Source organism: Caballeronia sp. Sq4a (assembly GCF_023170545.1).
Classification (GTDB): domain Bacteria; phylum Pseudomonadota; class Gammaproteobacteria; order Burkholderiales; family Burkholderiaceae; genus Caballeronia.
Genome location: NZ_CP084251.1, coordinates 80,748 through 107,215 on the forward strand (window position 1 = coordinate 80,748; position 26,468 = coordinate 107,215).

General features: G+C 62.3%; 19 protein-coding genes, 2 pseudogenes and 1 CRISPR repeat array. Of the genes and pseudogenes, 12 read left to right on the plus strand and 9 right to left on the minus strand.

Translation table 11 applies throughout. The features are described from left to right. Positions 1–6 precede the first annotated feature (6 nt). Positions 7–1,161 (minus strand): methionine aminotransferase, encoded by a 1,155-nt coding sequence (locus tag LDZ24_RS14355; RefSeq protein ID WP_248322907.1) that lies wholly within the window; start codon positions 1,159–1,161, stop codon positions 7–9. 93 nt (positions 1,162–1,254) lie between these two features. Between LDZ24_RS14355 and LDZ24_RS14360 the strand changes: the two genes are divergently transcribed. Continuing rightward, positions 1,255–2,193: a LysR substrate-binding domain-containing protein gene (locus tag LDZ24_RS14360; RefSeq protein ID WP_248322908.1), complete on the plus strand. Its 939-nt coding sequence runs from the start codon at positions 1,255–1,257 to the stop codon at positions 2,191–2,193. 3 nt (positions 2,194–2,196) lie between these two features. Here the strand turns inward: LDZ24_RS14360 and LDZ24_RS14365 are convergent, their stop codons facing one another. After that, the gene (locus tag LDZ24_RS14365) at positions 2,197–3,357 is read right to left on the minus strand and encodes a branched-chain amino acid ABC transporter substrate-binding protein (RefSeq protein ID WP_248322909.1); all 1,161 of its coding nucleotides are present in this window, start codon (positions 3,355–3,357) and stop codon (positions 2,197–2,199) included. Between the two features lie 361 nt (positions 3,358–3,718). Between LDZ24_RS14365 and LDZ24_RS14370 the strand changes: the two genes are divergently transcribed. Continuing rightward, positions 3,719–4,147: a MarR family winged helix-turn-helix transcriptional regulator gene (locus LDZ24_RS14370; RefSeq protein WP_248322910.1), complete on the plus strand. Its 429-nt coding sequence runs from the start codon at positions 3,719–3,721 to the stop codon at positions 4,145–4,147. 77 nt (positions 4,148–4,224) lie between these two features. Beyond that, on the plus strand, positions 4,225–4,932 hold the full coding sequence (locus LDZ24_RS14375) for an SDR family oxidoreductase (protein WP_248322911.1): 708 nt from the start codon (positions 4,225–4,227) through the stop codon (positions 4,930–4,932). On the opposite strand, the gene LDZ24_RS14380 is transcribed toward LDZ24_RS14375, so the two are convergent. Then, a complete protein-coding gene (locus LDZ24_RS14380; RefSeq protein WP_248322912.1) occupies positions 4,929–5,348 on the minus strand; it encodes a YciI family protein in 420 nt (139 codons plus the stop codon). The two genes, LDZ24_RS14375 and LDZ24_RS14380, sit on opposite strands and share 4 nt — an antisense overlap. A 199-nt stretch (positions 5,349–5,547) precedes the next feature. Here LDZ24_RS14380 and LDZ24_RS14385 point away from each other — a divergent pair, with 199 nt between their 5' ends. The 7 genes and pseudogenes from LDZ24_RS14385 to LDZ24_RS14415 form a co-directional block, all read left to right on the plus strand. Next, positions 5,548–6,567, plus strand: coding sequence for a LacI family DNA-binding transcriptional regulator (locus LDZ24_RS14385; protein ID WP_248322913.1), 1,020 nt, complete (start codon positions 5,548–5,550; stop codon positions 6,565–6,567). A 2-nt stretch (positions 6,568–6,569) separates the two neighbouring features. Then, positions 6,570–8,057, plus strand: a complete 1,488-nt coding sequence (locus LDZ24_RS14390) for a sugar ABC transporter ATP-binding protein (protein ID WP_248322914.1) — start codon at positions 6,570–6,572, stop codon at positions 8,055–8,057. Next, positions 8,038–9,054: an ABC transporter permease gene (locus LDZ24_RS14395; protein ID WP_175940872.1), complete on the plus strand. Its 1,017-nt coding sequence runs from the start codon at positions 8,038–8,040 to the stop codon at positions 9,052–9,054. Before LDZ24_RS14390 ends, LDZ24_RS14395 begins: the two co-directional genes overlap by 20 nt. Before the next feature lie 31 nt (positions 9,055–9,085). Beyond that, complete coding sequence (locus LDZ24_RS14400) at positions 9,086–10,048, plus strand: substrate-binding domain-containing protein (protein WP_248322915.1); 963 nt, start codon at positions 9,086–9,088, stop codon at positions 10,046–10,048. Between the two features lie 55 nt (positions 10,049–10,103). Next, positions 10,104–11,165 carry a sugar phosphate isomerase/epimerase gene (locus LDZ24_RS14405; protein ID WP_248322916.1) on the plus strand — a complete coding sequence of 354 codons (1,062 nt, stop codon included), beginning with the start codon at positions 10,104–10,106 and terminating at the stop codon, positions 11,163–11,165. After that, complete coding sequence (locus LDZ24_RS14410; RefSeq protein ID WP_248322917.1) at positions 11,162–12,328, plus strand: Gfo/Idh/MocA family protein; 1,167 nt, start codon at positions 11,162–11,164, stop codon at positions 12,326–12,328. The genes LDZ24_RS14405 and LDZ24_RS14410 overlap by 4 nt, the downstream gene beginning before the upstream one ends. A 23-nt stretch (positions 12,329–12,351) precedes the next feature. Continuing rightward, positions 12,352–12,684: pseudogene (locus tag LDZ24_RS14415) on the plus strand (transposase); the annotation flags it as partial. An 82-nt stretch (positions 12,685–12,766) separates the two neighbouring features. On the opposite strand, the gene LDZ24_RS14420 reads toward LDZ24_RS14415, so the two are convergent. After that, positions 12,767–13,987 (minus strand): IS110 family transposase, encoded by a 1,221-nt coding sequence (locus LDZ24_RS14420; protein WP_371747457.1) that lies wholly within the window; start codon positions 13,985–13,987, stop codon positions 12,767–12,769. A gap of 262 nt (positions 13,988–14,249) precedes the next feature. On the opposite strand from LDZ24_RS14420, the pseudogene LDZ24_RS14425 reads away from it, so the two are divergent. After that, positions 14,250–14,462, plus strand: a pseudogene (locus LDZ24_RS14425) (transposase); the annotation flags it as partial. A gap of 1,575 nt (positions 14,463–16,037) precedes the next feature. Here LDZ24_RS14425 and LDZ24_RS14430 read toward each other — a convergent pair. The 5 genes from LDZ24_RS14430 to gndA form a co-directional block, all read right to left on the minus strand. Beyond that, the gene (locus tag LDZ24_RS14430; RefSeq protein ID WP_248322919.1) at positions 16,038–17,051 is read right to left on the minus strand and encodes an IS110 family transposase; all 1,014 of its coding nucleotides are present in this window, start codon (positions 17,049–17,051) and stop codon (positions 16,038–16,040) included. Positions 17,052–17,152: 101 nt separating this feature from the next. Then, the gene (locus LDZ24_RS14435) at positions 17,153–17,314 is read right to left on the minus strand and encodes a hypothetical protein (RefSeq protein WP_248322920.1); all 162 of its coding nucleotides are present in this window, start codon (positions 17,312–17,314) and stop codon (positions 17,153–17,155) included. A gap of 90 nt (positions 17,315–17,404) precedes the next feature. Then, on the minus strand, positions 17,405–20,926 hold the full coding sequence (gene cas3f / locus LDZ24_RS14440; RefSeq protein ID WP_248322921.1) for a type I-F CRISPR-associated helicase Cas3f: 3,522 nt from the start codon (positions 20,924–20,926) through the stop codon (positions 17,405–17,407). Next, positions 20,923–21,915 carry a type I-F CRISPR-associated endonuclease Cas1f gene (gene cas1f / locus LDZ24_RS14445; RefSeq protein ID WP_248322922.1) on the minus strand — a complete coding sequence of 331 codons (993 nt, stop codon included), beginning with the start codon at positions 21,913–21,915 and terminating at the stop codon, positions 20,923–20,925. Before cas1f ends, cas3f begins: the two co-directional genes overlap by 4 nt. Positions 21,916–22,124: 209 nt before the next feature. Continuing rightward, positions 22,125–23,958: direct repeats of the CRISPR family, unit length 28 nt; unit sequence TTTCTAAGCTGCCTACGCGGCAGCGAAC. 450 nt (positions 23,959–24,408) lie between these two features. Further along, the gene (gene gndA, locus LDZ24_RS14450; RefSeq protein ID WP_248322923.1) at positions 24,409–25,815 is read right to left on the minus strand and encodes an NADP-dependent phosphogluconate dehydrogenase; all 1,407 of its coding nucleotides are present in this window, start codon (positions 25,813–25,815) and stop codon (positions 24,409–24,411) included. A 284-nt stretch (positions 25,816–26,099) separates the two neighbouring features. Here gndA and LDZ24_RS14455 point away from each other — a divergent pair, with 284 nt between their 5' ends. Continuing rightward, a complete protein-coding gene (locus LDZ24_RS14455; protein WP_206469091.1) occupies positions 26,100–26,441 on the plus strand; it encodes a hypothetical protein in 342 nt (113 codons plus the stop codon). The last annotated feature ends 27 nt before the right edge of the window (positions 26,442–26,468 follow it).

Consider the following 26,468-nt stretch of genomic DNA (forward strand, 5'->3'; position numbering starts at 1 on the left):
AAAGGGCTAGATCTGGCAAAGGCGGCGCGCGCCTTCGATGAGCGTATCGTCGTCCTTCGCGAACGACAGGCGAATCAGGCGATTGTCGGTGCCGTCCGTGTAGAACGCGGACAGCGGAATGGTCGCGACGCGCGCCTCGCGGATCAGCCGCAGCACGAAATCGCTGTCGGGCGCGTCCGAGATGGCGCTGTAACGGGCGAGCATGAAGAAGCTGCCTGCGCTCGGCAACAGTTCGAAACGCGAGCCGGCGAGCGCGCGGGCGAGCACGTCGCGCTTGTGCTGATAGAACGGCCCGAGGTTCAGATAGCTCGATTCGTCGGCGAGCGCCTCAGCGAACGCCATTTGCATCGGCGTGTCGGCGGAGAAGGTCATGAACTGGTGAATCTTGCGGATCTCGGCGGTCAGCGCGGCGGGCGCGAGGCAATAGCCGACGCGCCAGCCCGTCACGTGATACGACTTGCCGAACGACGACACGATCACGCTGCGTTCGGCGAGCGCCGGATAGCGCGCCATGCCATGATGCGGCGCGCCGTCGAACACGACGTGTTCGTACACTTCGTCCGACAGCACGACGATTTTCGTATCGCGCGTGAGCGCCGTGAGCCGCTCGATGTCGGCGGGCGTGAAGGCGCTGCCCGTCGGATTGTGCGGCGTGTTGACGAGAATCATGCGCGTCTTCGGCGTGATGGCGGCGGCGACTTCGTCCCAGTCGATGCGGAAATTCTCCGGCGACAGCTTGATCGCGATCGGCGTCGCGCCCTGAAGCTGCACGATCGGCGCGTAGCTGTCGAACGACGGCTCGAAGTAGATCACCTCGTCGCCGGGATGCACGAGCGCGCTGATGCTCGCGTACAGCCCTTCGCTCGCGCTCGCGACCACGGTCACTTCCGTGCCCGGATCGTACTGCGCGCCGTAGACTTTCTGCGTCTTCAGCGCGATGGCCTCGCGCAGCGCCAGCACGCCGGACATCGGCGAATACTGGTTATGTCCTGCCTGCATGGCTCGCGTGACGCCTTCGACGAGCCTCGGATCGCACGCGAAATTCGGCGCGCCTTGCGACAGGTTCAGCGCGTGATGCTCTTCGGCAAGCTGGCCGATGACCGTGAAAATGGTGGTGCCGACTTTCGGCAGCTTCGATTCGGGAATACAGGCGCTGTGCACGACGGCTCGCTCCAATAGACAGTGCGACGATTCAACCGCGGCAATAAACGGCCGACAATCGAAACTTTGTCATACTAGCCATGTGCGCCGCTCATGGCTCCTTTCGTTAACCCGATGAAACCGCTGCCCTCGCTCGACGTTCTCAAGACTTTCCTCGTGGTCGCCCAGAAGCTGAATTTCACGCGCGCCGCCGATGCGCTCAACGTGACGCAGGGCGCGGTCAGCCGGCAGATCGCGGGACTGGAGGCGCACCTCGGCTATGCGCTTTTCGTGCGGCAGGCGCGCGGGCTCGCGCTGACGCATCACGGCGCGCTGCTCATCGCGCCCTTGCAGCAGGCGTTCGCGCAGATTGGCGACGCGCTCGCCAAGGGCGGCAGCGCCTCCGGGACCTTGCGCGTCAAGTGTCCGACCTGCGCGATGCGCTGGGTGCTGCCGCGCGTGATCCGGCTGCAGAACGAGCGGCCGGAGCAGGTGGTGGAAGTGACGGCGTCGGTGTCGCACGGCGTCGAATTCAATGCGGAACAGTTCGACGCCGCCATCGTCTTCAGCCCGACGTCCGCGAAGCCGTCGGGCAAGGGCCTGACGGTGCATCATCTGTTCGATGAAGTGCTCACGCCGGTCTGCGCGCCCGAACTGTGGAAACCGCGCGGCAACGCGGAGCCGACGCCGGACGACCTCGCGGGCCAGACGCTGCTGCACCCGACGCGCGATCGCCGCGACTGGCTCTTGTGGCTCGGCGCGTACGGCTACGACGGCTTGCCGTCCGCGAAGGCGCAACATTTCGACACGCTCGACCTCGCGATCTCGTCGGCGATGCAGGGCCTGGGCGTCACCATCGGCGATGTTTCGCTGATCGAAGAAGACCTGCGCGCGAAGCGCGTGATCGCGCCATTCGCGTTGCGCGTGCCGAGCGGCGCGGCCTACTACCTCGTCTATCCGGAGCGGCCGGCGCCGTCGCCCACGCTGCAGCAGTTCGCGCAGTGGCTGAACGGCGAAGCCGCGGCCACGCGCGACAACCTGCGTCTTCAATAGCGCCTACATGCCGTGCTTGGTGACGACGGTTTCCCACTGCCCGTTCTTCACCTGATACAGCGTCGATGACGCGTTTTTCAGCGCGCCGTTGTCGTCGAAGGCAATGGGACCCGTGATGCCCTCGAACGAAATCTTCTTCAGCACCGGGCGATACACCTTCGGATCCGCGGATTTCGCCTTCTCCATTGCGTGGATGGCCGCCCACGCCGCGTCGTAGCCGAACGGCGCGTACGACAGAATCGCGACGCCGAAACGCTTTTGGAACTTGTCGCTGAACGCCTTGCCTTGCGGCAGCTTGTCGAGCGGGCTGCCGTATTCCCACGCCTGCGCGCCTTCGGCAGCGTCGCCCGCGAGCTTCAGGAAATCGGCGTCCATCACGCCGCCGCCGCCTACGAACTGCGCGTTGACGCCGAGCTGCTTCATGCGCTTGACGACCGCCGCCGCTTGCCGGTCCAGTCCGCCGAAGAAGATCAGGTCCGCGTTGAGGGACTTGATGCGCGTGAGTTGCGCGCTGAAATCGACGGTCTGGTTGTCGCTGAATTCGCGACCGACGATATTGCCGCCTTTCGCCTTCACCGCTTTCTCGAACTCGTCGGCTTCGCCCTGACCGAAGGCCGTGCGGTCGTCGATGATCGCGATGCGCTTCGCTTTCGTCGTCGTGACCGCGTACGCGCCGGCATTGCCCGCGTTCTGCGCGTCGCTGGAAATCACCGTGAACACGTTTTCGAGACCGCGCGTGGTGATGGTCGGATTCGTCGCGGCCGGATCGATCATCGGAATGCCGGCGTTGTTGTAGATGGGCGAAGCGGGCAGCGTCGTGCCCGAATTGAAATGACCGACGACCACGGCCACGCCGTCATCCACGAGCTTCTGCGCCGCCTGCACGCCGACGCGAGGGTCCGCCTGATCGTCTTCCGCCTGAATCTCGAACTTCGCCGTCTTGCCGCCGATGCTGATCTTCTTGGCGTTCGCCTCGTCGAGCGCGAGCTGCACGCCGTTCTGGAGATCCTTTCCGTAGCCCGCGTTCGCGCCCGTGAGCGGCGCGGCGAAGCCGATCTTGACCGTGACGTCTTCGGCGGCGGCGGTCATGGGCGCGGCGGCGAGTGCGGCGCTCGCGCACGCCACCAGCCATGCCAAGGGTTTGACGCTCGTACGGATACGCATGGTTTCCTCTCCTTTTGTGGTTTGGCAATCCAGGAACGCGGCTACTGCATGGAACATGACCAATTACCCGCCCGCAAGACGGAGTTGCCCTCGTCGCGGCGAAAGTCGCATCCGGACCCGCATGGTGGCGGACAAGCGCAATGTAGGAAGCCAAATTGGCCGCGTCTTGTCGATTCGTCGCGCGGCGACTGCGGATTTCGGCACAGGCGCGGCAGGGCGCTTCTCCAGACGCGGCACGGCGCCACGCGTTTCGCCGAGCTTGGGCGCACGACGATTCGTGCCGCGTCATGCGCTTGGCCTATCGCGCCGATGAAAACGCGCCATTTGACACGAGTGCATATACACATATAAGCTGCGAGTCATGTCAACGCACTCATCTCCTCTCGACTGCAACTGCTTCGCCATCCGGCAGGCCGCGCGTTATGTGTCGCAACTCTACGAGCGGCACATGGGCGAAGTCGGCCTAACTTCGGCGCAATTCACGCTGCTCGCGTCGATTGCGCGCAAGCCCGGCGTGCAGATGGTCGAACTCGCGGATGCCATGGTCATGGACCGCACGACGCTCGTGCGCGCGCTCAAGCCGCTTCAGCGCGACGGCATGGTGCAGGCGGATCAGCAGTCGCCGAATTCGCGCGCGGTCGGTCTCACGTTGACGGCGGCGGGCAAGGCGCTGCTCGCGCAGGGCGTCGAGAAGTGGCGGACGGCGCAGGCCGAATTCGAGCAGAAATACGGCGAGAAGCGCGCGAAGTCGCTGCGTCAGATGCTGTTTCAGATCACCGCGATGGATTGAGTCCAGCAAACCGGGCACGCAGGGCCGCGTGCCTTTTTTATGTCGGCTATAGTGCATATGCACTAACAGGAGCAGTCATGCAGATCAAGGGAAAGGTCGTACTCGTCACCGGCGCGAACCGCGGTCTCGGCAAGCAGTTCGCGAAGTCGCTGTTGCAGGCGGGCGCCGCCAAGGTTTATGCGGCGGCGCGCGATCCGGGCAGCTTGGATATCGAAGGCGTCGAAGCCATCCGCCTCGACGTCACGAAGCCCGCCGACATCGCTGAAGCCGCGGCCAAGTACACAGACGTGCAGATCGTCGTCAACAACGCGGGGGCGTTGGCGCGCGGTGCGCTGGTGAATCCGGCATCGACGCAAGACATGCGCGATCTCTTCGAGGTCAATGTGATCGGTTTGCTCGCCGTGACGCAGGCGTTCGCGCCCAAGCTCAAGAAGAACGGCGGCGGCGCGGTCATCAACGTGCTGTCCGTGCTGAGCTGGGTCGCGCTGCCGGACGCCGGCGCTTACAGCGCGTCGAAGTCGGCGGCGTGGGCCGTGACCAACGCGCTGCGCGGCGAGTTGCGCGAACAAGGCACGCTCGTGGTCGGCGTGCATCCGGGCTACATCGACACCGACATGGTCGCCGAAGTCACCGCGCCGAAGATCTCGCCCGCGAGCGTGGTCGAGCAAGTGCTCGCGGCTGTCGAGCGCGACGAAGAAGAAGTGCTCGTGGATGACACCGGCCGCGGCGTCAAGCAGTCGCTGTCGACCGCGAAGCCGATTTATATCACCGGCATTCCCGGTTAAGCCGGCTTCTGCGCCTTCTGCATTTCTTCGAAGCCGGCGGCGGCTTCCTGCACGTCGGGCGGGAAGTCGCCGAACTCCTGCACTTGCCGCACTTCGATGATCTCGTTTGCCGAAGCGGGGCACCGCTTCGCCCATTCGATCGCCTCTTCGCGCGACTTCACCTGAATCATCCAGTAGCCGCCGAGCACTTCCTTCGCCTCGGCGAACGGTCCGTCGGTCACGCGCGGCTTGCCGCTTTCGAACGTGACGCGCGCGCCCATCGACGGCGGATGCAGTCCGTCGAGCGCCAGCAGCACGCCGGCCTTCTGCAACTCTTCGTTATACTTCATCATCGCGGCGACGGCTTCAGCGCTCGGCATCGCGCCCGGCTCCGCGCTTTCGTAGCCGCGCGGGATCATCAGCATCATGAATCGCATGGTAGTGCTCCTGTTCGAGGTCGACAAACGCGCAGTTCCGCGCGCTCACACCTTACGACGCGCACGCCGCCATGCGATCGACACGAGCCGTCGAATTTTCGCTTAGGCGTTTATCCCTATCCGATTCGGGTTGCCTTCCGGACGAACACCGTCGAATAATGTAATCCATTACATTTCGTTCGCCGCCCCGGCGCGCAGCATGTCCGATCCCGTGCGTCCTCCTGAGGAAGTATCGATTGCCGACGTTGCGCGGCGTGCCGGCGTGTCCGTCGCCACAGTGTCGCGCGTGCTCAATAGCCACAGCAACGTGCGCGAGGCCACGCGCGAGAAAGTGCGCGAGGCGGTCGCGGCGAGCGGCTATCGCGTGAACGAGCTTGCGCGCAATCTGCGCACGGCCGAAAGCCGCCTGCTTCTCACGATGGTCCCCGACTTCGGCAACCCGTTCTATGCGGCCATCGTGCGCGGCATCGACACAGTCGCGCGCCAGAACGGCTACTTCATGCTTCTCTGCGACACGGGCGCCGATCCCTTGCGCGAGCGCAGCTACTTCGACCTGCTACGCGGGCGTCGCGCGGACGGCGCGATCTGTCTCGACCCTGCCGCCGTGCAGAAGGCACTCGTCGAGCAGGCGTCGACGCTGCCGTGGGTGGCGTGCTGCGAATTCGATCCGGCCGCGCGCGTGCCTTACGTGGGCATCGACAACCATCTTGCCGCAGGCGATGTCGTGCGTTATCTGTTGGACAAGGGCCACGAGCGCATCGCGCTGATCAACTCGGGCGAAGGCTATCTGTATGGCCGACAGCGTCTCGCGGGGTATCGCGATGCGCTGCAAGCCGCGGGCATCGTCGCCAATCCGGCGTGGCAAGTCGAACTGGACAGCCTCGATTACGACGCCGGCGAGCGCGCCGCCCGGCAGCTCGCGTCGCTCGGGCGCGACCGGCCGACCGCCATTTTCGCCGTGTCGGACACGCTCGCTATCGGCGTGCTGAACGGCCTGCGCAGCGCGGGGCTGAGCGTGCCGGAAGATGTCGCGGTCGTCGGCTTCGATGACATCGCGGTGGCCGCCCACGCCGTGCCGCCGCTTACGACCGTCGCGCAGCCGATGCGCGCGCTCGGCGAGACGGCGGCGGAACTCTTGCTCAAGCGCCTGCGCGATCCGCGCGCGGAGGTGCCGGGCGTGTTGCTGCCGCATCGACTGATACAAAGAAGGAGCGCCTGACAATGACCCTTGCCGTGCGCTTCGACGCAGTCGAGAAGAACTTCGGCCCGGTGCGCGTGCTCCACGGCGTGAGCTTCGATCTCGCGCCGGGGCGCATCTACGGCTTGCTCGGCGAAAACGGCGCGGGCAAGTCCACGCTCATGAAAATCCTCGCGGGCTACGAGCGCGCGAGCGCCGGCGACGTGCTGATCGACGGCACGCCCGCCGCCTTCGCGAGTTCGCGCGACGCCGAGCGCGCGGGCATCGTGCTCATTCACCAGGAACTGAATCTCGCGGATCATCTGAGCATCACGCAGAACATGTTTCTCGGCCACGAGCTGCGCAAAGGCTTCTTTCTCGATGAACCCGCCATGCGCGAGGACGCCCGCGCCGCGCTAGGCGAAGTCGGCCTGCACAAGAATCCGGACACGAAGGTGCGCGAGTTGATCGTCGCGGAGAAGCAGCTTGTCGAGATCGCGAAGGCCATGCTGCGCGACACGCGCCTGCTCATCATGGACGAGCCGACCGCCACGCTGACGCCCTCGGAAACGCAGCGCCTCTTCGCGCTGATGGCGCGCCTGAAGGAGGCGGGCACGACGATCGTCTATATCTCGCACAAACTCGACGAAGTGGAACGCGTGACCGACGAAGTGATCGTGATGCGCGACGGCCGCTTCGTCGCGCGCGCGCCGACCGCCGACCTCACGCGCCGCGAAATGGCGAACCTGATGGTAGGCCGCGAAGTTTCGGACATGTTTCCTGAAAAGCCCGCGCTCGCCGCCGACGCGCCGCTGGCGTTTCAGGTGGAAGGCGCGTCCGTGCCCGGATGGGCCGAAGGCGTGAGCTTTTCCGTGCGCCAGGGCGAAGTGCTCGGCTTCGCGGGGCTCGTCGGCGCGGGACGCACGGAACTGTTCGAGGCGCTCGTCGGCTTGCGTCCGCTCGCGGCGGGGCGCATCGCCATCGAAGGCGAGACCGTGAAGCTCAAGAACCCGCGCGACGCGATGCGCCACGGCATCACGTACTTGAGCGAAGACCGGAAGGGACGCGGCCTGCATGTAGACATGTCGCTCAAGGACAACCTCACGATGATGACGCTGGAACGCTACGCGCGCCCGCTCATCGATGCACGCGCCGAGCGCGACGCGCTGACGCTCGCGGTCAAGGACTTCGGCATTCGCACCGGCAACACGCGCGGCCGCGCCCGCATGCTCTCGGGCGGAAATCAACAGAAGCTCGCGCTCGCGAAGTTCCTGCATCCCGATCCGCGCGTGGTCGTGCTCGACGAACCCACGCGCGGCGTCGATGTCGGCGCGAAACGCGACATCTATTTTCTGATTCACCGCCTCGCCGCCGAGGGCCGCGCGGTGATCGTCATTTCTTCCGAGCTGATCGAACTGATCGGGCTGTGCCATCGCGTCGCGGTGATGCGCGCGGGCGAACTCGTCGCGACGCTCGGCATGGACCTTCTGACCGAAGAGAGGTTGATCGCGCATGCGACCGGCACACACTGAAGACACCGCGCAAGAAAGCCGCCTCACCGCCGTCGCGCGGTTTCTGCTCGGCGTCGGGCCGCTGATCGGGCTCATCGCGCTGTGCATCGGCGGCACGCTGCTGAACGGCGACTTCGCCACCTTCGACAACGCGATGAACGTGCTCACGCGCACGTCGTTCATCGGCATCATCGCGGTGGGCATGACCTTCGTCATCATCTCGGGCGGCATCGACTTGTCCGTCGGGTCGATGGCCGCGCTCATCGCGGGCAGCATGATCTTCATGATGAACGGCCTGCTTCAGGGCGTGCACGGGCATGCGCTGCCGCCGCTTTTGATCGTCGCGCTCGGCATCGTGCTCGCGCTCGTGCTCGGCGCGCTGTTCGGATTCGCGCACGGACTGCTCGTGACCAAAGGGCGTATCGAGCCGTTCATCGTGACGCTCGGCACGCTCGGCGTCTTTCGCGCGCTGCTGACGTGGCTCGCGGACGGCGGCGCGCTCACGCTCGACAATTCGCTCGTCGATCTCTACGGCCCCGTGTATTACGCGAGCCTTTTCGGCGTGCCCGTGCCCATCTGGATCTTCGCGATCGTCGCGGCGGGCGGCGCGCTCGTGTTGAACCGCACGGTGTTCGGGCGGCACGTGCAAGCCATCGGCTCGAACGAACAGGTCGCGCGCTACGCGGCCATTCGCGTGGATAACGTGAAGATCGCGACCTACGTGCTGCTCGGACTGTGCGTGGCCGTGGCGACCGTGCTCTACGTGCCGCGCTTGGGGTCAGCTACGCCGACGACCGGCCTCTTGTGGGAACTCGAAGCGATCGCCGCAGTGGTGGTCGGCGGCACGGCGCTCAAGGGCGGCGAAGGGCGCGTGATCGGCACGGTCATCGGCGCGATCCTGCTTTCGGTCATCAACAACATCCTGAATCTCACGAGCATCATCAGCGTGTATCTGAACGCGGCGGTGCAGGGCGCCGTGATCATTTTCGTAGCCTTCTTGCAGCGTGGCCGTCGGTAACTTTCTACTTCGAATAACAGGAGACATCGTCATGAAAAAACTGCTTCGCGCGCTCGGCGCGCTGACGCTCGCGGCGAGCGCGTTCGCCACGGCATCGTCCGCCTTCGCCGCCGACAAGGTCGTGCTCGGCGTCGCCATCCCGACCGCCACGCACGGCTTCACGGGCGGCATCGTCTGGTGGGCGAACGAGGCCAAGAAGGAACTGGAGAAGGCGCATCCCGATCTCAAGATCATCGTGAAGACGGCGTCCGGCGCGCCCGAGCAGGCCAATCAGTTGCAGGACCTCGTGACGGTCAACAAGATCAACGCGCTCGTGATCTTCCCGTTCGAATCGGCCTCGCTCACGCAGCCTGTCGCGCAGGTGAAGAAGAAGGGCGTGTACGTGACCGTGGTCGATCGTGGCCTCACCGACACGAGCGCGCAAGACGCGTATGTTGCTGGCGACAACACCGCGTTCGGCAAGCTGCCCGCCGAATATCTGGCGAAGACGCTGAACGGCAAGGGCGATATCGTCGCGTTGCGCGGCATTCCGACGACGCTCGACAACGAACGCTGGACCGCTTTCGAAGGCGTGATGAAACAGCATCCGGACATCAAGATTCTGGATGCCAAGTACGCGAACTGGAACCGCGACGACGCGTTCAAGGTGATGCAGGACTATCTGACCCGCTTCAAGCACATCGACGCCGTCTGGGCCGCCGACGACGACATGATGATCGGCGTGCTGAAGGCGATCGATCAGGCGCACCGCACGGATATCAAGGAAGTGTTCGGCGGCGCAGGATCGAAGGAAGCGGTCAAGCGCATCATGGACGGCGACCAGCGCGTGAAGGCGGACGTGTCGTACTCGCCGAAGTTCATCTATGACGCGATCAAGCTCACGGCCGAAGCGCGCCTGAAGGGCGACAAGCTGCCGCCGACGACCATCATTCCTTCGGTGCTCATCACGAAGGACAACGCAAAGCAGTTCTACTTCCCGAACTCGCCGTTCTGAGTGCACAGCCGGTCACGCTGAATGGCGCTGACCGGCGTTTCTAACGAGGCGAAAGATGAAGACCATCAAGGGCCCGGCGATTTTTCTCGCGCAATTCATGGGCGGAGAAGCGCCGTTCGACACGCTCGCCAGTCTTGCGTCGTGGGCGGCGGGACTCGGTTACAAGGGCATTCAGGTGCCCGCCGATCCGCGCCTGATCGACCTCGAGAAAGCCGCATCGAGCGATGCCTATTGCGACGAGATCCGCCGCACGGTCGAGGATGCGGGCGTTGTCATCACCGAATTGTCGACGCATTTGCAAGGGCAGCTGGTCGCCGTGCATCCGGCCTACGACACGCTCTTCGACGGCTTCGCCGCGCCGCATGTGCGCGGCAATCCGCAAGCGCGCACCGAATGGGCGATATCGCAGTTGAAGCAGGCGGCGGCGGCATCGAAGCGGCTGGGCCTGAATGCGCACGTCACGTTCTCCGGCGCGCTCGCGTGGCCGTACGTTTATCCGTGGCCGCAGCGCCCGGCGGGTCTCGTCGAAGTCGCGTTCGATGAATTGGCCACGCGCTGGAGCCCGATTCTCGATGAGTTCGACCGCGCGGGCATCGACGTGTGCTACGAGCTGCATCCCGGCGAAGACCTGCACGACGGCGTGACGTTCGAGCGCTTTCTCGCGGCCGTGGACGATCATCCGCGCGCGAATATCCTCTATGATCCGAGTCACTTCGTCCTGCAGCAACTGGACTATCTCGCGTTCATCGACATTTATCACGCGCGCATCAAGGCGTTCCATGTGAAGGACGCGGAGTTCCGGCCGAATGGGCGGCAAGGCGTGTACGGCGGCTATTCTGGATGGGTCGAGCGCGCGGGGCGTTTCCGGTCGCTCGGCGACGGCCAGATCGACTTCAAGGCGATCTTCTCGAAGATGGCGCAATACGACTTTCCCGGCTGGGCCGTGCTGGAATGGGAATGCGCGTTGAAGCATCCGGAAGACGGCGCGCGGGAAGGCGCGACGTTCATTCGCGATCACATTATCCGCGTGGCCGAGCATGCGTTCGACGACTTCGCCGGCAGCGGCGCGAGCCGTGAACAAATGCGCGACGTACTCGGGATTGGAGAAAAGCGATGAGGCGCGTGCGGCTCGGCATGGTCGGAGGCGGCGAGGGCGCGTTTATCGGCGCGGTGCATCGCATGGCGGCGCGGCTGGATGACCGTTATGAGTTGCTGGCGGGCGCGTTGTCGTCCGATCCGCAGCGCGCGGCGGCGAGCGCGGCGGCCATCGGATTGCCGCGCAGCTACGACGATTATCGCGAGATGGCGCGTGTCGAAGCAAGTCGCGCCGATGGCATCGAAGCGGTCGCGATCGTCACGCCGAATCATTTGCACGCGCCGATCGCGACGGCGTTTCTGGAAGCCGGCATCCACGTGATCTGCGACAAGCCACTCGCGGTATCGCTCGATGAAGGTGAGGCGCTGGCGAAGCTCGCGCGGGAGAAGAATCGCGTGTTCGCGGTGACGTACACGTACACCGGCTATCCGCTCGTGCGCCATGCGCGCGCGCTGGTGCGGAGCGGCGCGCTCGGCGATATCCGCGTCGTGCAGGTGGAGTATGCGCAGGACTGGCTGTCGATGCCCGTCGAGACGCAGGCGAACCGGCAGGCCGCGTGGCGCACCGATCCGGCGCTCGCTGGCCCGGCGGGTTGCCTCGGCGATATCGGCACGCATGCGTATCAGTTGGCGGAGTATGTGACGGGCATGCGGCCTTCGGCGTTATCGGCGGAAGTGACGACGTTCGTGCCGGGACGACGCGTCGACGATCACGTGCAGGCGATGCTGCGTTATGCGAACGGCGCGCGCGGCATGCTGTGGGCGAGTCAGGTCGCGGCGGGCGAGGAGAACGCGTTGCGGCTGCGCGTGTACGGCACGAAGGCCGGTTTGATGTTCGACCAGCAAGCGCCGAACGAACTGTGGTTCACGCCGGTTGGAGGCGCGTCGCAGCGGATCACGCGCGGGCGTGTGCAAAGCGCGGAAGCGCAGCATGCGACGCGCGTGCCGGCGGGGCATCCAGAAGGATATATCGAAGCGTTCGCGCAGGTTTATGCGGATGCGGCGGGGTGTATCGCGCGCGGGAATATTCAGGGCGATGAGTGGCTTACGACTGTTGAGGATGGGGTCGCGGGGTTGAGGTTCGTGGAGGGGGTGTTGAGGAGTAGTGCGGGGAGGGGGAGTGGGTGGGGGTGGGGTAGAGGGGGGACGGGAACCTGTCAGATTTCCTGTGTGCCGAGGTCATGAGACGATAGAGGAAATAGCGTCCTATGACCGAAGCATCCGTGACCAAGAAGAGCAAGACCCCGAAGCTGTTTCCCGATGAGCTAATTGACCAATTGCTCGCGCAGATTCAAGGCAAGGATGCCGAGTCGGTTCTGGGCGAATCGGGTCTGGCCGGCCAACTCAAGAAGCAGTTGGCCGAGCGCATGCTTGCAGCGGAGTTGAGTCACCACCTGCAAGCCGAGGCCGAGCAAGGCACGCCTGGCAATCACCGCAACGGCACCAGCCCGAAGACGGTGCTGACACCCAACGGCGAACTGAAGCTGGACATTCCGCGTGACCGGCAGGCAACGTTTGAGCCGCAACTGGTGGGCAAGTATCCCTTCTTCGCCTATCCGCCCGAGGTGCGTCGAATCGTCTACACGACGGATGAAATCGACAAGCCCCCACACGTCGTTTCTATCAAGTCCGTGTTCGCGGCCACACCAGCGGCGCCTCGTGTCCCTTGGGACGCGCTTGCTTCCATCTTGAGAATAGCCGTTGATAAACGCGCTCGGCCTGTTCGGCGACAGCGCGTTCCTGCTCGCGTACGTTCTTGAGGCTGTATGCTGCGGCTGAGCCTCTGCGCGAGCCGTGTTGTGCTGGCATCCCCGACTGCAACTCCAAGGCGCGCAGCTTGTGTGCAGTCAGGGCTGGACGATCCCACGCGAACGGCTCATTGCGTGTTAGCACGTGCCACACGATGATGGCCAATTTGCGCGCCGTCGCGACGATGGCAATCTGCTGGCCGCGCCGGTCGCGCACGCGCAGGAAGAACGCACGCAGAGGGCCGGGCGTCTGTGCCGCGCCCCAAGCGGCCTCGACGAGCAATGCGCGCGCGTAGGAACGTCCCCGCTTGGTAATGTGGCCGTGTCTGGCGGGCATCGGTCCCGACTGATAAACGGACGGGTTCAGCCCGAAGTAGCTCACCAGCTTCTCCGGATTGGGAAATCGTTCGATGGTGCCGATTGCCGACAGCAGGCCGATTGCCACCGTGGTATTGACACCGGCAATGCTCAGCAGCCTGCGCAGCCGCTCGTCGCCGATACTGGCTTGCGCCAGGGCCTGGTCTACCTCGCGTAGATCCTCACCAAGACGGTCCAATTCCCGCAAACGTTGCTCGACGCCCAGGCGCTCATCCATCGGCAGCGGCTGGGCGCTGAGCCAGGCTCGTCCCTTCAGGCCAAACAGATCAGTAGCGGGACACCGCTCGATCAGGTGCGCAGCGAGCACCGCATGGACTTCGTTCTTCAGTCGGGTGCGTTGCCGCACGAGTTGTGAGCGGCGCGAGACCTGACGGCGCAGCGCCAGGGTATTCTCGTCGGGCATCCAGACTTCCGGCAGAAAGTGGCTCGCGTACAACTGTGCCAGCACCGCGGCATCGATCTTGTCCGTCTTCACGCGTGCCTCGGCGATCAGCCGTACCAGCAGTGGATTCGCAATCGCGACACGCGCGACGTGGGGACGCAGCACGTTGACGATGGCAGCGGTATTGCCCGTCGCTTCAAGCACCACATGATCGGTACTTCGCAAGTTTGCGGCAAAGCGCTCTAGTTCGTCGCGTTTTAGCCCGGCACGCCCGCCGGCATTTAACACGCCGTCCTCGAGGTACGCGATCTCGGCCACGGAGCGCGAAACATCCAACCCTACGATTCGCATAACCGTTCTCCCATTCATACACAAGCGTCGGGAGCCGGTGGGACAGCACGACAACTACGGATTCGCGCTCGCAGCGCAACCGGGCGGGTCGCAGGGGCGGCCAACTACAAACACGAGCTCGCGGCTCATCGTATAAGAACGGCCTGCCCACCCGAAGTGCTCCCCGGTGCCCCTGTCCCGGATGGTCACACCATACGCCTAAAAACTGCACGGCGCGGGAGCGCGAGGCACCGGCTATATCATGCCGGTTACAAACGCGATCGAGAGCATGCACATGCAGTTGCGCAAGATCGTCAAGAACCGGGGCCACTTCCCAAGCGATGAAGCCGCCAGCAAATTGCTTTATCTGGCCTTGCGCAACATCGAGAAGGATTGGAAGATGCCGCCTATCACCTGGCGGCAAGCCGTCAGTCAGTTCGCCATTCTGTTTGGCGAGCGATTCACCTGCGCCATCAACTGAGATGGCTTAATCGGCCTCGGCACACAGGATTTCGGACAGGTCCGGGGACGGTCGACCGTCGCTTCGTGAACGACTATCTCCAAGCGAGTTTTCTACGCATCCCTACGTGGCAGCGAACAACTCTGCCTCTACGAGCCGCCTGCCCGCCTTTCCTCCAAGTGACGCGACGACGCTTCGGGGAACACGATCTCCGTTGCGGCCAGTAACGCTCGCTGGGCGGAAGGCGGCGAGCTGATAACTCGCTTGTCGCGAGGCGCATCGATGACGATTTTTTCACCGCGTATTGAAGCTCTTGTTCTGTCAGAAACCAATACGCTGTCCGGTGTGTGACGTGCAGCAATTGAATGATTCGCGAGTAGAATAACGACAGCGCCACCCGAGTCAATCCGCCAAGGACAATAACCACCGCTATCTTGATCAAATTAACCATTCGGTACACTGAGTGCGCAACTAAGCCTATGACTTTCAATCGTCATTCTCTACGAAATGACCGTGAGTCATCTTGAAGTGTTCTTGCCGGCTCTCCGGTGACCCCTTACCGGGCCGGCCTCACAACATAAGAGACTCTTTTCCCGTCGTTATACGTCTCGATGTATTCGTAACCTTTCCCTGCTGCGTCGCAATATGTCCCGCTCCGTTGTATGAGCGATAGCTTCTCGGGTGGAGAGAATGTGTACCGCTCCGTCCAGTTTTCGCACGCGCTCTCGTGAAAGCATGCTCCGATCAATTGCTTTCGCTCCTGATCGACTTCTAAGCAAGGAATATTACTGAGCTCCGAATTCAAGACATAAAGCCCAGTGTTGAGATGGTACACGAAGACTTTGTATGACTTCTGATTTGCGCCTTCAGTGTCAAGAACCTTCAAATCTGCGAACCGTCCGAACGAAAGGCTTTGTACAGCTATGTCGGATTCGGATATCGCATAGTCGAAGACCAATTTCTGGTCTTTTCCTGCGGGAGTCTTAATAAAGACTATGGACCCTTCTACCCTTAAGGTTGGCGTCGCCACGGATTCTCTACACCACCCTCTGCCAGCCGTAAGCGCGCACATTAGCGCACTGACTGCGGCGAGCCTTCCCGCGCTCTTGAGGCTGTTAATTCGCATTGTGTCGTTTTGTAAGTGATACGCTTCCAGGGTGTTTTAGCCCTAGACGCCATCCACCGGAGTTGTGTGCGTCACCCATTGAAAGGCCGATGTCAAGGGCGCGCAGACGGTCAGGCGCAGAGTGCACGGTGCGCCTTCATTAGTCTGGTGCGCAGGGCCGACCACGCGGGCGGTTCCTCGTCTAGCTGGCTGCAGTGCTGAACCGCGCCAGTCACCCATCGGGATCTAAGCGAACGCCGATGAATTGGCGCTTCGCTCTTGGCTCTTTCGAGTCCCAGAGAACCATCGGTGCCAGACCTCTGTCCAGGGTCGAGATTCGTGGTTGCCCAGAAACGAGCACCAGGCTTGCATGGCTCAGGGTCCGTGCGTCTCAGCAATTGCTGCGCTACCGAGTGGCGGGAGGGAGCGGCCCAATCAAGGTTGTGGCTTCGCACCAACGCACACATCGAGCTCATTCCCTCCAGCCAGTTCTATCCAAAGCATCGTCGGATTTCGAATGCCGTGCCATCTCGCATCATGTAGTACGCCGCGCGGGCGAGCTTGTGGGCAAGAGCCTTCATGGCCAGCGCGGGTAGGTGCTTGGCCTTTTTCCGCTCATAGAACCGCCTGGCTTGAGGACAACTGCGAAGTGCAGCTGCTGCCGCTTCAATGAATGCCCAGTTCAGGTATCGGTTGCCATTGCGGGCGTTGCCATGGCCCTTGCTTTTACCGTTCGAAATACGTTTGCTTTCGACGCATCGGCAATAGGAACTGAATTGCCCGACATTGGCGAATCGCCCGATGGTACCGGTCTCGAGCATGATCGTCGTGGCCAGTACATTACCAATCCCGGGGGCTGTCTTCAGGACCTCGAACTGGGGGCGGAGTTTCGCTTCGCGATAAAGGATGTGCTCGAGCGCGGAGATCTCAGTCGTAAGTACGTGCATGACGGAAAGACTCGCGAGCAACGCCCGCTCGACATGCGGGGACAAGCCGAGGGCACTCGTAGCGGAACGGTCCAAATTCTGCACTTGCTCGCTCTTCATGCGCAGATTCGCCTGTCGGGCAAGAAGGCTTTCGACGCTAAGTATCTGCAGCGTCCGTTGCTGGACCAGCTGCAGACGCTTGCGGGCAAGGTCGCGTAGCCCTCGTTCCTCACTCGGATAGATATAACCTTCTGGGAGCAGGCCAAGGCGAAAGATATGCGCCAAAAAGACGGCGTCGCGTTCGTCGCCCGCGTACTTGAGGCCTTCATACTGCTTGATGGCAGGCGTGTGGGCGAGATGAACCTCGAAGCCAGCCGCCATCAGTCCATCCACCAGCCAGTACCAGTTGAAAGTCGATTCCACGACTACCCCTTGCAATTCGTCGCGATAAGGTGTCAGGATTGCCACGATCGTTCGTAGATCGTTGGGCAGTCGCTTGCAGTACAGCACCCGGTCTTCGTCGTCGGTCACGGCGACCACGGCGTTGTTCGAGTGCAAATCAATGCCGCTATACTTCATGTCAGCCTCCCAGGGTCTCAGTTGACCAGTGCAGTTCAACTGTAGAGCCTGCTGGATCCTTGTCTGCGCTGGTCACGGGCAAGGGTCCAGCAGGAGGCCTTTCAGATGATTATCAAGTTGTGCAGAAACCGGATGCCGGTGGTTTCAGTTGATCCATTTGCGCTGAGTGCGGCGCGGAGGGCGTAGCCCGCAGCGCCGAACCCGCGCGCCCGCTCTGCAGCCGCGCGCAAGAACTCCTTCTTCTGCTCGGCCAGCAAGGCCATGTTCAGATATACGCTTGCTCTGCCGAACGGGCAGCTGAGAAAAGTCAACCTTTCAACGTTGATGATTTCTGCCGCACAGGCAGCGCTTCCTTACTTCTTCTTGAAGCCCAATGTCGGGTGGTATCTCCAGCCGTCTTCCGACGCAGGCAAGCTGACGGTCGCCATACGCTTGGCGCTGTCTAGAAGACTTTGACCTTGGGTGACGGCCCATTGCCGCAGCAGGTCGATTAGGTCGACATGGAACCAAGGTGCAATGCCCGGACCGCTCAGGCGCGAGTCCGGTATCGGGCTTAGAAGGTCGCGAACATCGACGAATAGAGCTTTCTTGACCTTCGACTGATCGATGACACGATGCAGACGCATCTCGTCCTCGTCCTCCGTGGGCAGCAACACGACGTCTTCCCGTGGCTGAGACTCTCGGCGAAATCGCTGCAACTGCGGCAGTACACCGGTCAGCCAGATTCGCGTCTGCCGACCTTCCCGACTGTACCAATGCCGTGTGGCATCGCGGGACACGGGTGTGCAGAGTCGGCTGGTTTCGTCGCGCGGCAACATCGTGTCACGCATGCGGGCGTGCTCTAGGTCGGCCAGGCGGGAACGCGGATGCAGCGTCTTCGGCTGCTGAATGCGGGGCTGCGCATCGATAGGCCAATCATTGTCGGAAGGAGGTAGATCCAGCAAGCTGCTCAACTGATGCGACTCCAAATGGAAAAACTCCTGGGAGTCTTTTACTTGGTCACCTCGATCCTCGGTGCGTCTGTTCATCTCAAAGCCAGGCTTGGAGAAGACGGGGTCCGCTTCGCTGCGCCGCTCGAAGTACCGCAAGTTCGTTTCGAATAGCGCGATATTCGCCCGCTCAACGGACCCCGACCGATGGCGTCGCACACGCCCAGCGAGCTGAATGAACGACCGCATCGACGACGGTTCGGCAATCGCCCAATCCGCATCCCAGTCACGACCCACTTCGCAGACCGGCGACGCAAGGACCACGAACATGTGATGCGGCTCATCGTGCGCTTCTAGCAAAGCGCGCACGGAAGGGTGCTGCACCGATGAATGTCTCGCGTTCGCACTCGGGCGGCGATCGAACACGGCGTCCAACTGCTGTTCGATATGCGAGCGCGCGAGGAGCGGGAACTGTGAGTGATACACGCAGAGGTGCACGCGCACGCCCTGCGCTGGAGAGCCCTGCCGATACATCGCCAGTGCGACGTCGACTAGCGTGTCGATATTGGCCATTCGGATCAGGCCGAAACTCACACGCTTGCCCGTCGCGGCGTCGACGGTGTGGTTCTGCGCGTCCTGGTGCAGCATCCAGGCGCGCTCGAGTGCAAGCGATGCGAACGCTTCGCGGCGCTTGTGCTTGCGCATCGCTTTCCATTCCTGCACCGGCACTTTTATCAGTTGGACTCGTCGGCGGACTTCCGCCTTGGCCAGATGTAGGCAGCGCTTTTGCACGAACGCATCATGCACTGCTGCGAATTCGTCGCCACTAGCGCAGTCGGCATGCGATTGCGCGAACTCGTCGACCCAGAGACAGGGGACACGTGGCGGTTCGTCGGGCCGTTCGCCGCGATTACGTTGATAGTGACGTCGACCATCCAGATAGGCGAGATACAGCCCTTGCACCAGCGCCGGCGGCAAGGTAGCTGAAGACAACAGCACGCGCGAACCCAGAAGCCCTGCCCAATGCACGAGTCGCGTCAGCGCGGGAAGGTCGTCCATGTCGAAATCGTCCGGCTCGTCGAGAACCAGATCGCCAGTCATCAGCCGCAGCATCGGTGCGATCTGGCGCCCTCCGCGCAGGCTTTCGGTGGCGGGCGTCAGATGATCGACGGTGCAGACGAGCAACGGGGCCGCGATGAGCGAACGCATGCGCGGATCATCGACTAGTCGCTGTAGAAGGGGATGGCGGTCGTTGCCCTCGAAGAGCACCTGCCCGCCTTCGTCGAGCAAGTCCTGAGCGGATGCAGATCCGGTCGATTCAGCCCGGCGCTCCCGGTAATCGAATAAGGCGTGGCTCGCCGCTCCGCCCACCTTCATGGCTAGTTGTTCGTCGTTCAGCGCGAGATCACGCTGGAAGCTGCGCCCCGTTTGCAACGTGAGCGTACGCAGGCCGATTGCAAACGCACAGCGCATGCCAAACTGTGGGTCGGCAAGCGCGTTCATGATCCGTGCGTTGCCGATTGTTTTGCCGCAGCCCGTCGATGCCATGTTGACGACGAACGCACCGTGCTCGGCCGCGCGTAATCGCACACCGGCAGCGAGATCGCTTGCTTTGTCCTGCCATTGGAAGAGTGGGTCGGAGTTTCGCTTCTTAAGACCGGGATGGTTCTGAAGCGCCGGCAGGCAGCGCGCCAGTGTCGGCAGCGAACGCGCCACAAGCGAGGCGTGTGCTTGCACACCGAGCAGGTGCTCACCTAGGGTTTGATTGAACGCCAGACGCGGCAACTGGTCGGAGCGCGTTTGACGGCGCGTATTCGCGTACAGCGGATAGTCTGGATTGAGATACGGCTTGCGACGCGCTTCGTCCTCAATGCTCGAATAATGGTGATCCGCGAGCATCAGGCATAACCGCGAAACATGCATCACGAACGGATCGTCTAGCGCGGTGGAATTGCCCGATTTCGGCAGCTCCAGGAGCTTGCGTGCGTAGCGCGCCGCTTGTTTTCGCCAGGATGAAGTGGCGACCGGAAGGCCGAAGGGAAACGACCAATGCGCCTTCAGGATGGCCTCGCTTACCTCTTCGCGAGGCTCATTCCAGTCCGCGTCAACTTCACCGAGTAAACCGAGCAGTTCATGCTGATGCACCGATCTGAGGTTGGCTCCAAAACGGCGCCAGCGGTGCTCCGGCTCCTCGAGATCGGCGTCCACGTTGCCGTCTTCTCTTCTGACCGGTTTGCACGGCATGCGGTGATGCGTCATGACCAGCCATGCCACGGCCTGCGCCAAAGGCGGCATGGTGGCGAACGGCAAGCGAGCGCTCGCTTGCGGCTCATCGCGTCCGTCGCGCATCAAACGGCCGCCTTGGTGATCGAGCCACTGCGCTTCGAACGCCTGCACATCGGTGGACGCATCGGTACACGATGCCAGGCGACGCAGCCAGTCTGCATCGTCTTTCGCGTCGCCGACGAACGCCTGGAACAAGCGCACGGATACCCATTCATGACGGTAGTGATTGCGCTGCCTCATGCCGGGATTGCGCAATCGGTCCTGAAAGGCCCGCGTGGATTTTCCCAGGTCATGCAGCAGAGCGGCTAGTGCGGTCAGTGCCGACATCGCGGGTAGCCGGTGCCACGCGGTTTCATCGTCGACACGCAACACGTCGTTCGAGGTGACGTTCGTCGGCACTGCGCCTTCGGCATTGAATTGTGGTGCATCACCGACGATCCACAGAAGCTCGCTGTGGTCACGCCCGCGTATCCAATGGCAAGCGACGGCCGTGTTCTTGCGCGCGTTTTGGCGCAACAGCTTGCGTACCGTATCGAGTCCCGCTTGCGTGATTGGCGTCTGCCAAGTGCGGTCGCCGCGCCGTTCGGCGAACTGGTCGAGAACGCGCCGTGTCTCAGTGAGCGCGCGCTTGGTGCATTGCGAGACGAACAGCACGTTCATGGGAGGACAACGGGTGGCTTGGCGCGAGCAGCAGTTTCGATGGCGATGGCTTTCAGCGTGTCGATGATGAAGTCCAGTGACTCGTCGCGCGTGAGCGCCTCGATGCATTGCCGGCGGAACTGCTGCTCGTCGTCGCCGAGCATAGCCGACAAAAATGCCTGCGGCAGTATCACGGCATCCTTGATCAAATCGGCCGCATCGAACACGAGCGCACCGCGTCGCGTTTTGCCGTGCAACGCGGCGAGTCCGTGGGGCAGGCCCAGAACCCAGGTTGCCGTGGCGCCGAGGCCGTAGCCGAGATAGTTGCCGTGATCGAGGAAACGATTGGCGGCATCGGTGCCGCTGCCACGTTTCGCGCGAGTGAATTCCCCGTAGCCGACGGTGTCCACCGCGAGCTTGAAGAGAGCCTTGGTCAGGCGAGCTTCGACGGTGAGCAGCGCGGTAGAGTCCGGTGCATGCGCGATCTGGTCGACAGCCTGCCGGACGAGCGCCTGCAAACGGTCGACGTCGACGGAGAATCCAGTCTCTCGCAACGGGCGTGCGGCCCACGCCTGCTGGAGTCGTTCGAGCCGCTTTGTCTGCAACTGCTTGGCGGCGGCTAGGCGCAGCGCATCGTCGAACCAGAAGCGAACCCATGCCTGAAGATACTCGGTCGGCCGGTATTCGCTTTGAGGCGACATCCACGCCACTTCGACGTCAGTCTCGTTCGCGCTGAAGAGCGGCGTGCCGCCACCGCCGCAAAAGCCCACCAGCACTCCCGCCTTGGCGAGCTCGCGCATGGCCGCCTGCGTGACGGACGTGCCTGTTCCGAGCAGGATACTGGTTGTATTGGCGATCGGGATATTCCAATAGAGGCTTTTCTTACCCGCGTCAGTCACGTATTCGACGCGTCCACCCTTCACGAGTAGGCGACAATGTTCCAAGTAGTACAGATTGGCGCGTTTTGAATGCAGGATGGTCTTAAGGTCCGTAGTCCGTATCGATTCCATGCTGCCTCGAATGCTTGTGAAGAGTCTGATTGGTCGTTGTGGGATCGACTCTAGCAGAGGGGTAATCGATTGTCGTACTCGGAAATCGTCAATTTTGCGCTGGCGCAAGGAGGGCGAGGGTCGAGGGTTTGTTTATGGTCTTTCCGGGTGGTTTCTAGCTGCCTGGCGGCAGCGGATGGAACCGTCGATCTCGTGTCCGTGCCGCGCGTTTTCTAAGCTGCCTACGCGGCAGCGAACCGGCCATCGGCAATAACTTTTCGAATCTCGCCTTTCTAAGCTACCTACGCGGCAGCGAACTGTGGCGTGATTGGACAGACTGTTATTGCGAGATTTCTAAGCTGCCTACGCGGCAGCGAACCGTGACTGCAACAGCATTCGACCTACTGCCACTTTCTAAGCTGCCTACGCGGCAGCGAACTCCCGCAGATGCGCGGCGCGGCGAATTTGATGTTTCTAAGCTGCCTACGCGGCAGCGAACCAGCATCGACCTGTCCCAGCCGGTCGCCTCCATTTCTAAGCTGCCTACGCGGCAGCGAACGAGAAAGTGCTCTCTGGGCTGGGCGAAGACAATTTCTGAGCTGCCTACGCGGCAGCGAACGCGGCTCGCCGTCGAGATCGAGGGCGGCACGTTTTCTAAGCTGCCTGCGCGGCAGCGAACTCATGGCTGACGCGCGTTCAAATGACCGGGCATTTTCTAAGTTGCCTACGCGGCAGCGAACGCTCGTCGCAGTCGAGAGGTCGACGTTCGCCTTTTCTAAGCTGCCTACGCGGCAGCGAACTGTTGGCATATCCGTGAGCAAACCGAGAGATATTTCTAAGCTGCCTACGCGGCAGCGAACCCTATGGCGCGGATGGCGTCACCCTCGGACAATTTCTAAGCTGCCTACGCGGCAGCGAACTTCAAGCTCTGCCTCGACGTACTGGCGGGACATTTCTAAGCTGCCTACGCGGCAGCGAACAAAAACACCCGACCCGGTTCCTGACCACTGGACTTTCTAAGCTGCCTACGCGGCAGCGAACAAGATCAGGCTCATTCCGCTCACGACTGTGACTTTCTGCGCTGCCTACGCGGCAGCGAACGTAGACCTCGCCATCGCCCTCGTAGCGCTGGAATTTCTAAGCTGCCTACGCGGCAGCGAACTTGTAGCCGGTGATACGCTCAAGCTCGTCCTCTTTCTAAGCTGCCTACGCGGCAGCGAACCCAGATCGCCGTACCGGCCTTCCTTTCCACTTTTTCTAAGCTGCCTACGCGGCAGCGAACCGGGTTCGTCGAGTCGCCTGCCAGCACACCCGTTTCTAAGTTGCCTACGCGGCAGCGAACTAAAGCCGCCGAGCTCGCCGAAGACCCTGCTCTTTCTAAGCTGCCTACGCGGCAGCGAACTCGCGGGGACGGAAGTAATTGCGCGCGATCTGATTTCTAAGCTGCCTACGCGGCAGCGAACGTGCGAGCGGTCATGCTCGATCGCCTCGTCGGTTTCTAAGCTGCCTACGCGGCAGCGAACGTCGCGTTCTTCAAGAGCGAGATGGAATTCGTCTTTCTAAGCTGCCTACGCGGCAGCGAACCGTTCCCGTCGACACGGTTCCCGAGTGCGCGTTTTCTAAGCTGCCTACGCGGCAGCGAACGCCAGACGATGGGGCCGATCGCATGCCCGATTTTTCTAAGCTGCCTACGCGGCAGCGAACGCTAGTGTCGGCGCGGCTACTGTCTTTGATAATTTCTAAGCTGCCTACGCGGCAGCGAACAAAAGCCTTTCGTCTGAATTTTGTTTCCAGTCTTTCTAAGCTGCCTACGCGGCAGCGAACTACCGGACGGCTCCGCAATCAAGCGCGGCGACTTTCTAAGCTGCCTACGCGGCAGCGAACAAATTTCGCCACCACGACTGCGTGATCGATACTTTCTAAGCTGCCTACGCGGCAGCGAACATTCGTCATAGCGGCGTGTCGACGGCGCAGCATTTCTAAGCTGCCTACGCGGCAGCGAACAAGGGGCTGGAGGAGCGAATCGCGGCGCTGGATTTCTAAGCTGCCTACGCGGCAGCGAACTAGACACAAAAGACACCAAACTATTGATCCGCAAGGGATTCGCCCGTTGCCAGACTCAGATACCCAAAAAACCGGCATCGTCGCAAACCCTTGAATCGAAAGGCTCGAATCAGCCCAACAAAAAAAGGGTAGTTCGCAGTCGGCAGACTCCTCTGCACCCGTTCCCGCGATTCTACCGATCGACGCCACAGACTTGCACATCCGCAGTGACCGACTGCGTATCAAAGCGTGTCGCCGGACGCTCAACTGTGGCGGAGTCGACAAGCGCGCCGTAGAAGTCCATGTCGAGCTCGCGCCGTTGACAGCACAACCTGCGATGCGTGCTCGGAATGGCGCGAGGGCAGCCGCAGCACGAAGCCACAAACGAAAAAACCCCGGCCGAAGCCGGGGCTTTTTCACCAGTCAATGCAACCCAAACCGCCCGTCACACCTAACGCCATCAACGCACAATCACGCCCAATTCGCGTGAAAACTCCCCGCCTTATCTGTCCGTTCGAACGTATGCGCGCCGAAGAAATCCCGCTGCGCCTGCACGAGATTCGCCGGTAGCCGCTCCGACCGATAGGCATCGAAATAAGCAATCGCCGATGAGAAAGCCGGCACCGGAATACCCGCCTTTACCGCCGCGACGACGACATCGCGCAATGCGTCCTGATACTTCGCGGCAATATCGCTGAAATACGGATCGAGCAGCAGATTCGCGAGATCCCTATTCGTCGCATAAGCATCGGTGATCTTCTGCAAGAACCGCGCGCGGATAATGCAGCCCGCACGGAAAATCTTCGCGATCTCGCCGTATTGCAGATTCCAGTTGTACTCTTCCGACGCCGCGCGCAACTGCGCGAAGCCCTGCGCATAAGAAACGATCTTCGACAGATACAGCGCACGCCGCACCGACTCGATGAACGCCGCGCGATCGCCGTCGAACTTCGGCGACGGCCCCGACAGCACCTTGCTCGCCGCCACGCGCTGATCCTTCAACGACGACAGCACGCGCGCGAACACCGCTTCGGTAATCAGCGGGAGCGGCGCGCCCAGATCCAGCGCGTTCTGGCTCGTCCACTTGCCCGTGCCCTTTTGCGCGGCGCGATCCAGAATGACATCGACGAGGTCCTTGCCGGTTTCCTCGTCCTTCTTCGAGAAGATCTTCGACGTGATCTCGATCAGATAGCTATCCAGCTCGCCCTGATTCCACTCGACATAGACCTTGCCCAACTCTTCGTTCGATAGCCCCGCGACGCGCTTCAGCACGTCGTAGCTTTCGGCGATCAGCTGCATGTCGCCGTACTCGATGCCGTTGTGCACCATCTTCACAAAGTGGCCCGCGCCGTCCGGTCCCATGTACGCGACGCACGGCTCGCCGTCCGGCGCTTTCGCGGCAATTTCAGTGAGGATCGGCGCGACTAGTTCGTACGCTTCCTTCTGTCCGCCCGGCATGATCGACGGCCCTTTCAGCGCGCCTTCCTCGCCGCCCGACACGCCCGTGCCGATGAAATGCAGGCCCGACTTCGCGAGGTCCTGATTGCGGCGGATGGTGTCGGTGAAATGCGTGTTGCCGCCGTCGATGAGAATGTCGCCCTTCTCCAGCAGCGGACGCAGCGCCGCGATGGTGTCGTCGGTGCCGGCGCCGGCTTTCACCATCATCAGAATGCGGCGCGGCGTTTCGAGCGACTGCACGAACTCTTCGAGCGTGTACGTGGGCACGAGCTTCTTGTCGGGGTGTTCGGCAATCAGTTCGTCGGTTCTGGCGCGGCTGCGGTTGTAGACCGACACAGCGTGCCCGCGGCTCTCTATATTCAAGGCCAGATTGCTGCCCATGACGGCGAGACCCACCACGCCGATAGCTTGTTTGCTCATGCTTGATCTCCGAATGACCGAAGCGATCGCGGCTCGTGGCGCGTGTCGCTTCGGGAAAGAAACGTGTCGATTGAATGCGGGCTTCGCGCGGGAGGGGTCGTCCTCATGTCCGACCGGCGAAGGATTGCGCCGCCGCCCGGCCGGTGCGCGAGCGCAGACCGCCCGAATTTACCACTTCGGGCGTTATCCGGCAGCGTGCGCGGTCGTGCGCGGCGCGGTTCGCCGGCATAGAATGGACGCCCGCCATCGGCGCAACACGCCAAGAGCCACGCAATCAACGAATCATGGCGCTTTCCCGGCGCACGCGAGCGCATCACTATTCGGTTTATGTCGTCGAACTCTCGGACGCCGTCTGGAACGAGGCGCGCTTTCGTCGTGCGAATCCGGATTACGTGCTCGGCAAGCCGTTCGTGTATGTCGGCATGACGGGCGTGGACCCGGACGTGCGTTTCGACAAGCACAAGGCGGGCATCCAGTCGAATCGTTATGTGCGCGAATTCGGGCTGCGGCTCTTGCCGCATCTGTACGAGATGTACAACCCGATGCCCTACGACGGCGCGCGCGACATGGAAGTGGAACTGGCGATCGGCTTGCGCGAAGCGGGTTACGGGGTTTGGCAGGCGTAAAAGCGAAGATCCAACAACTATTGCGAT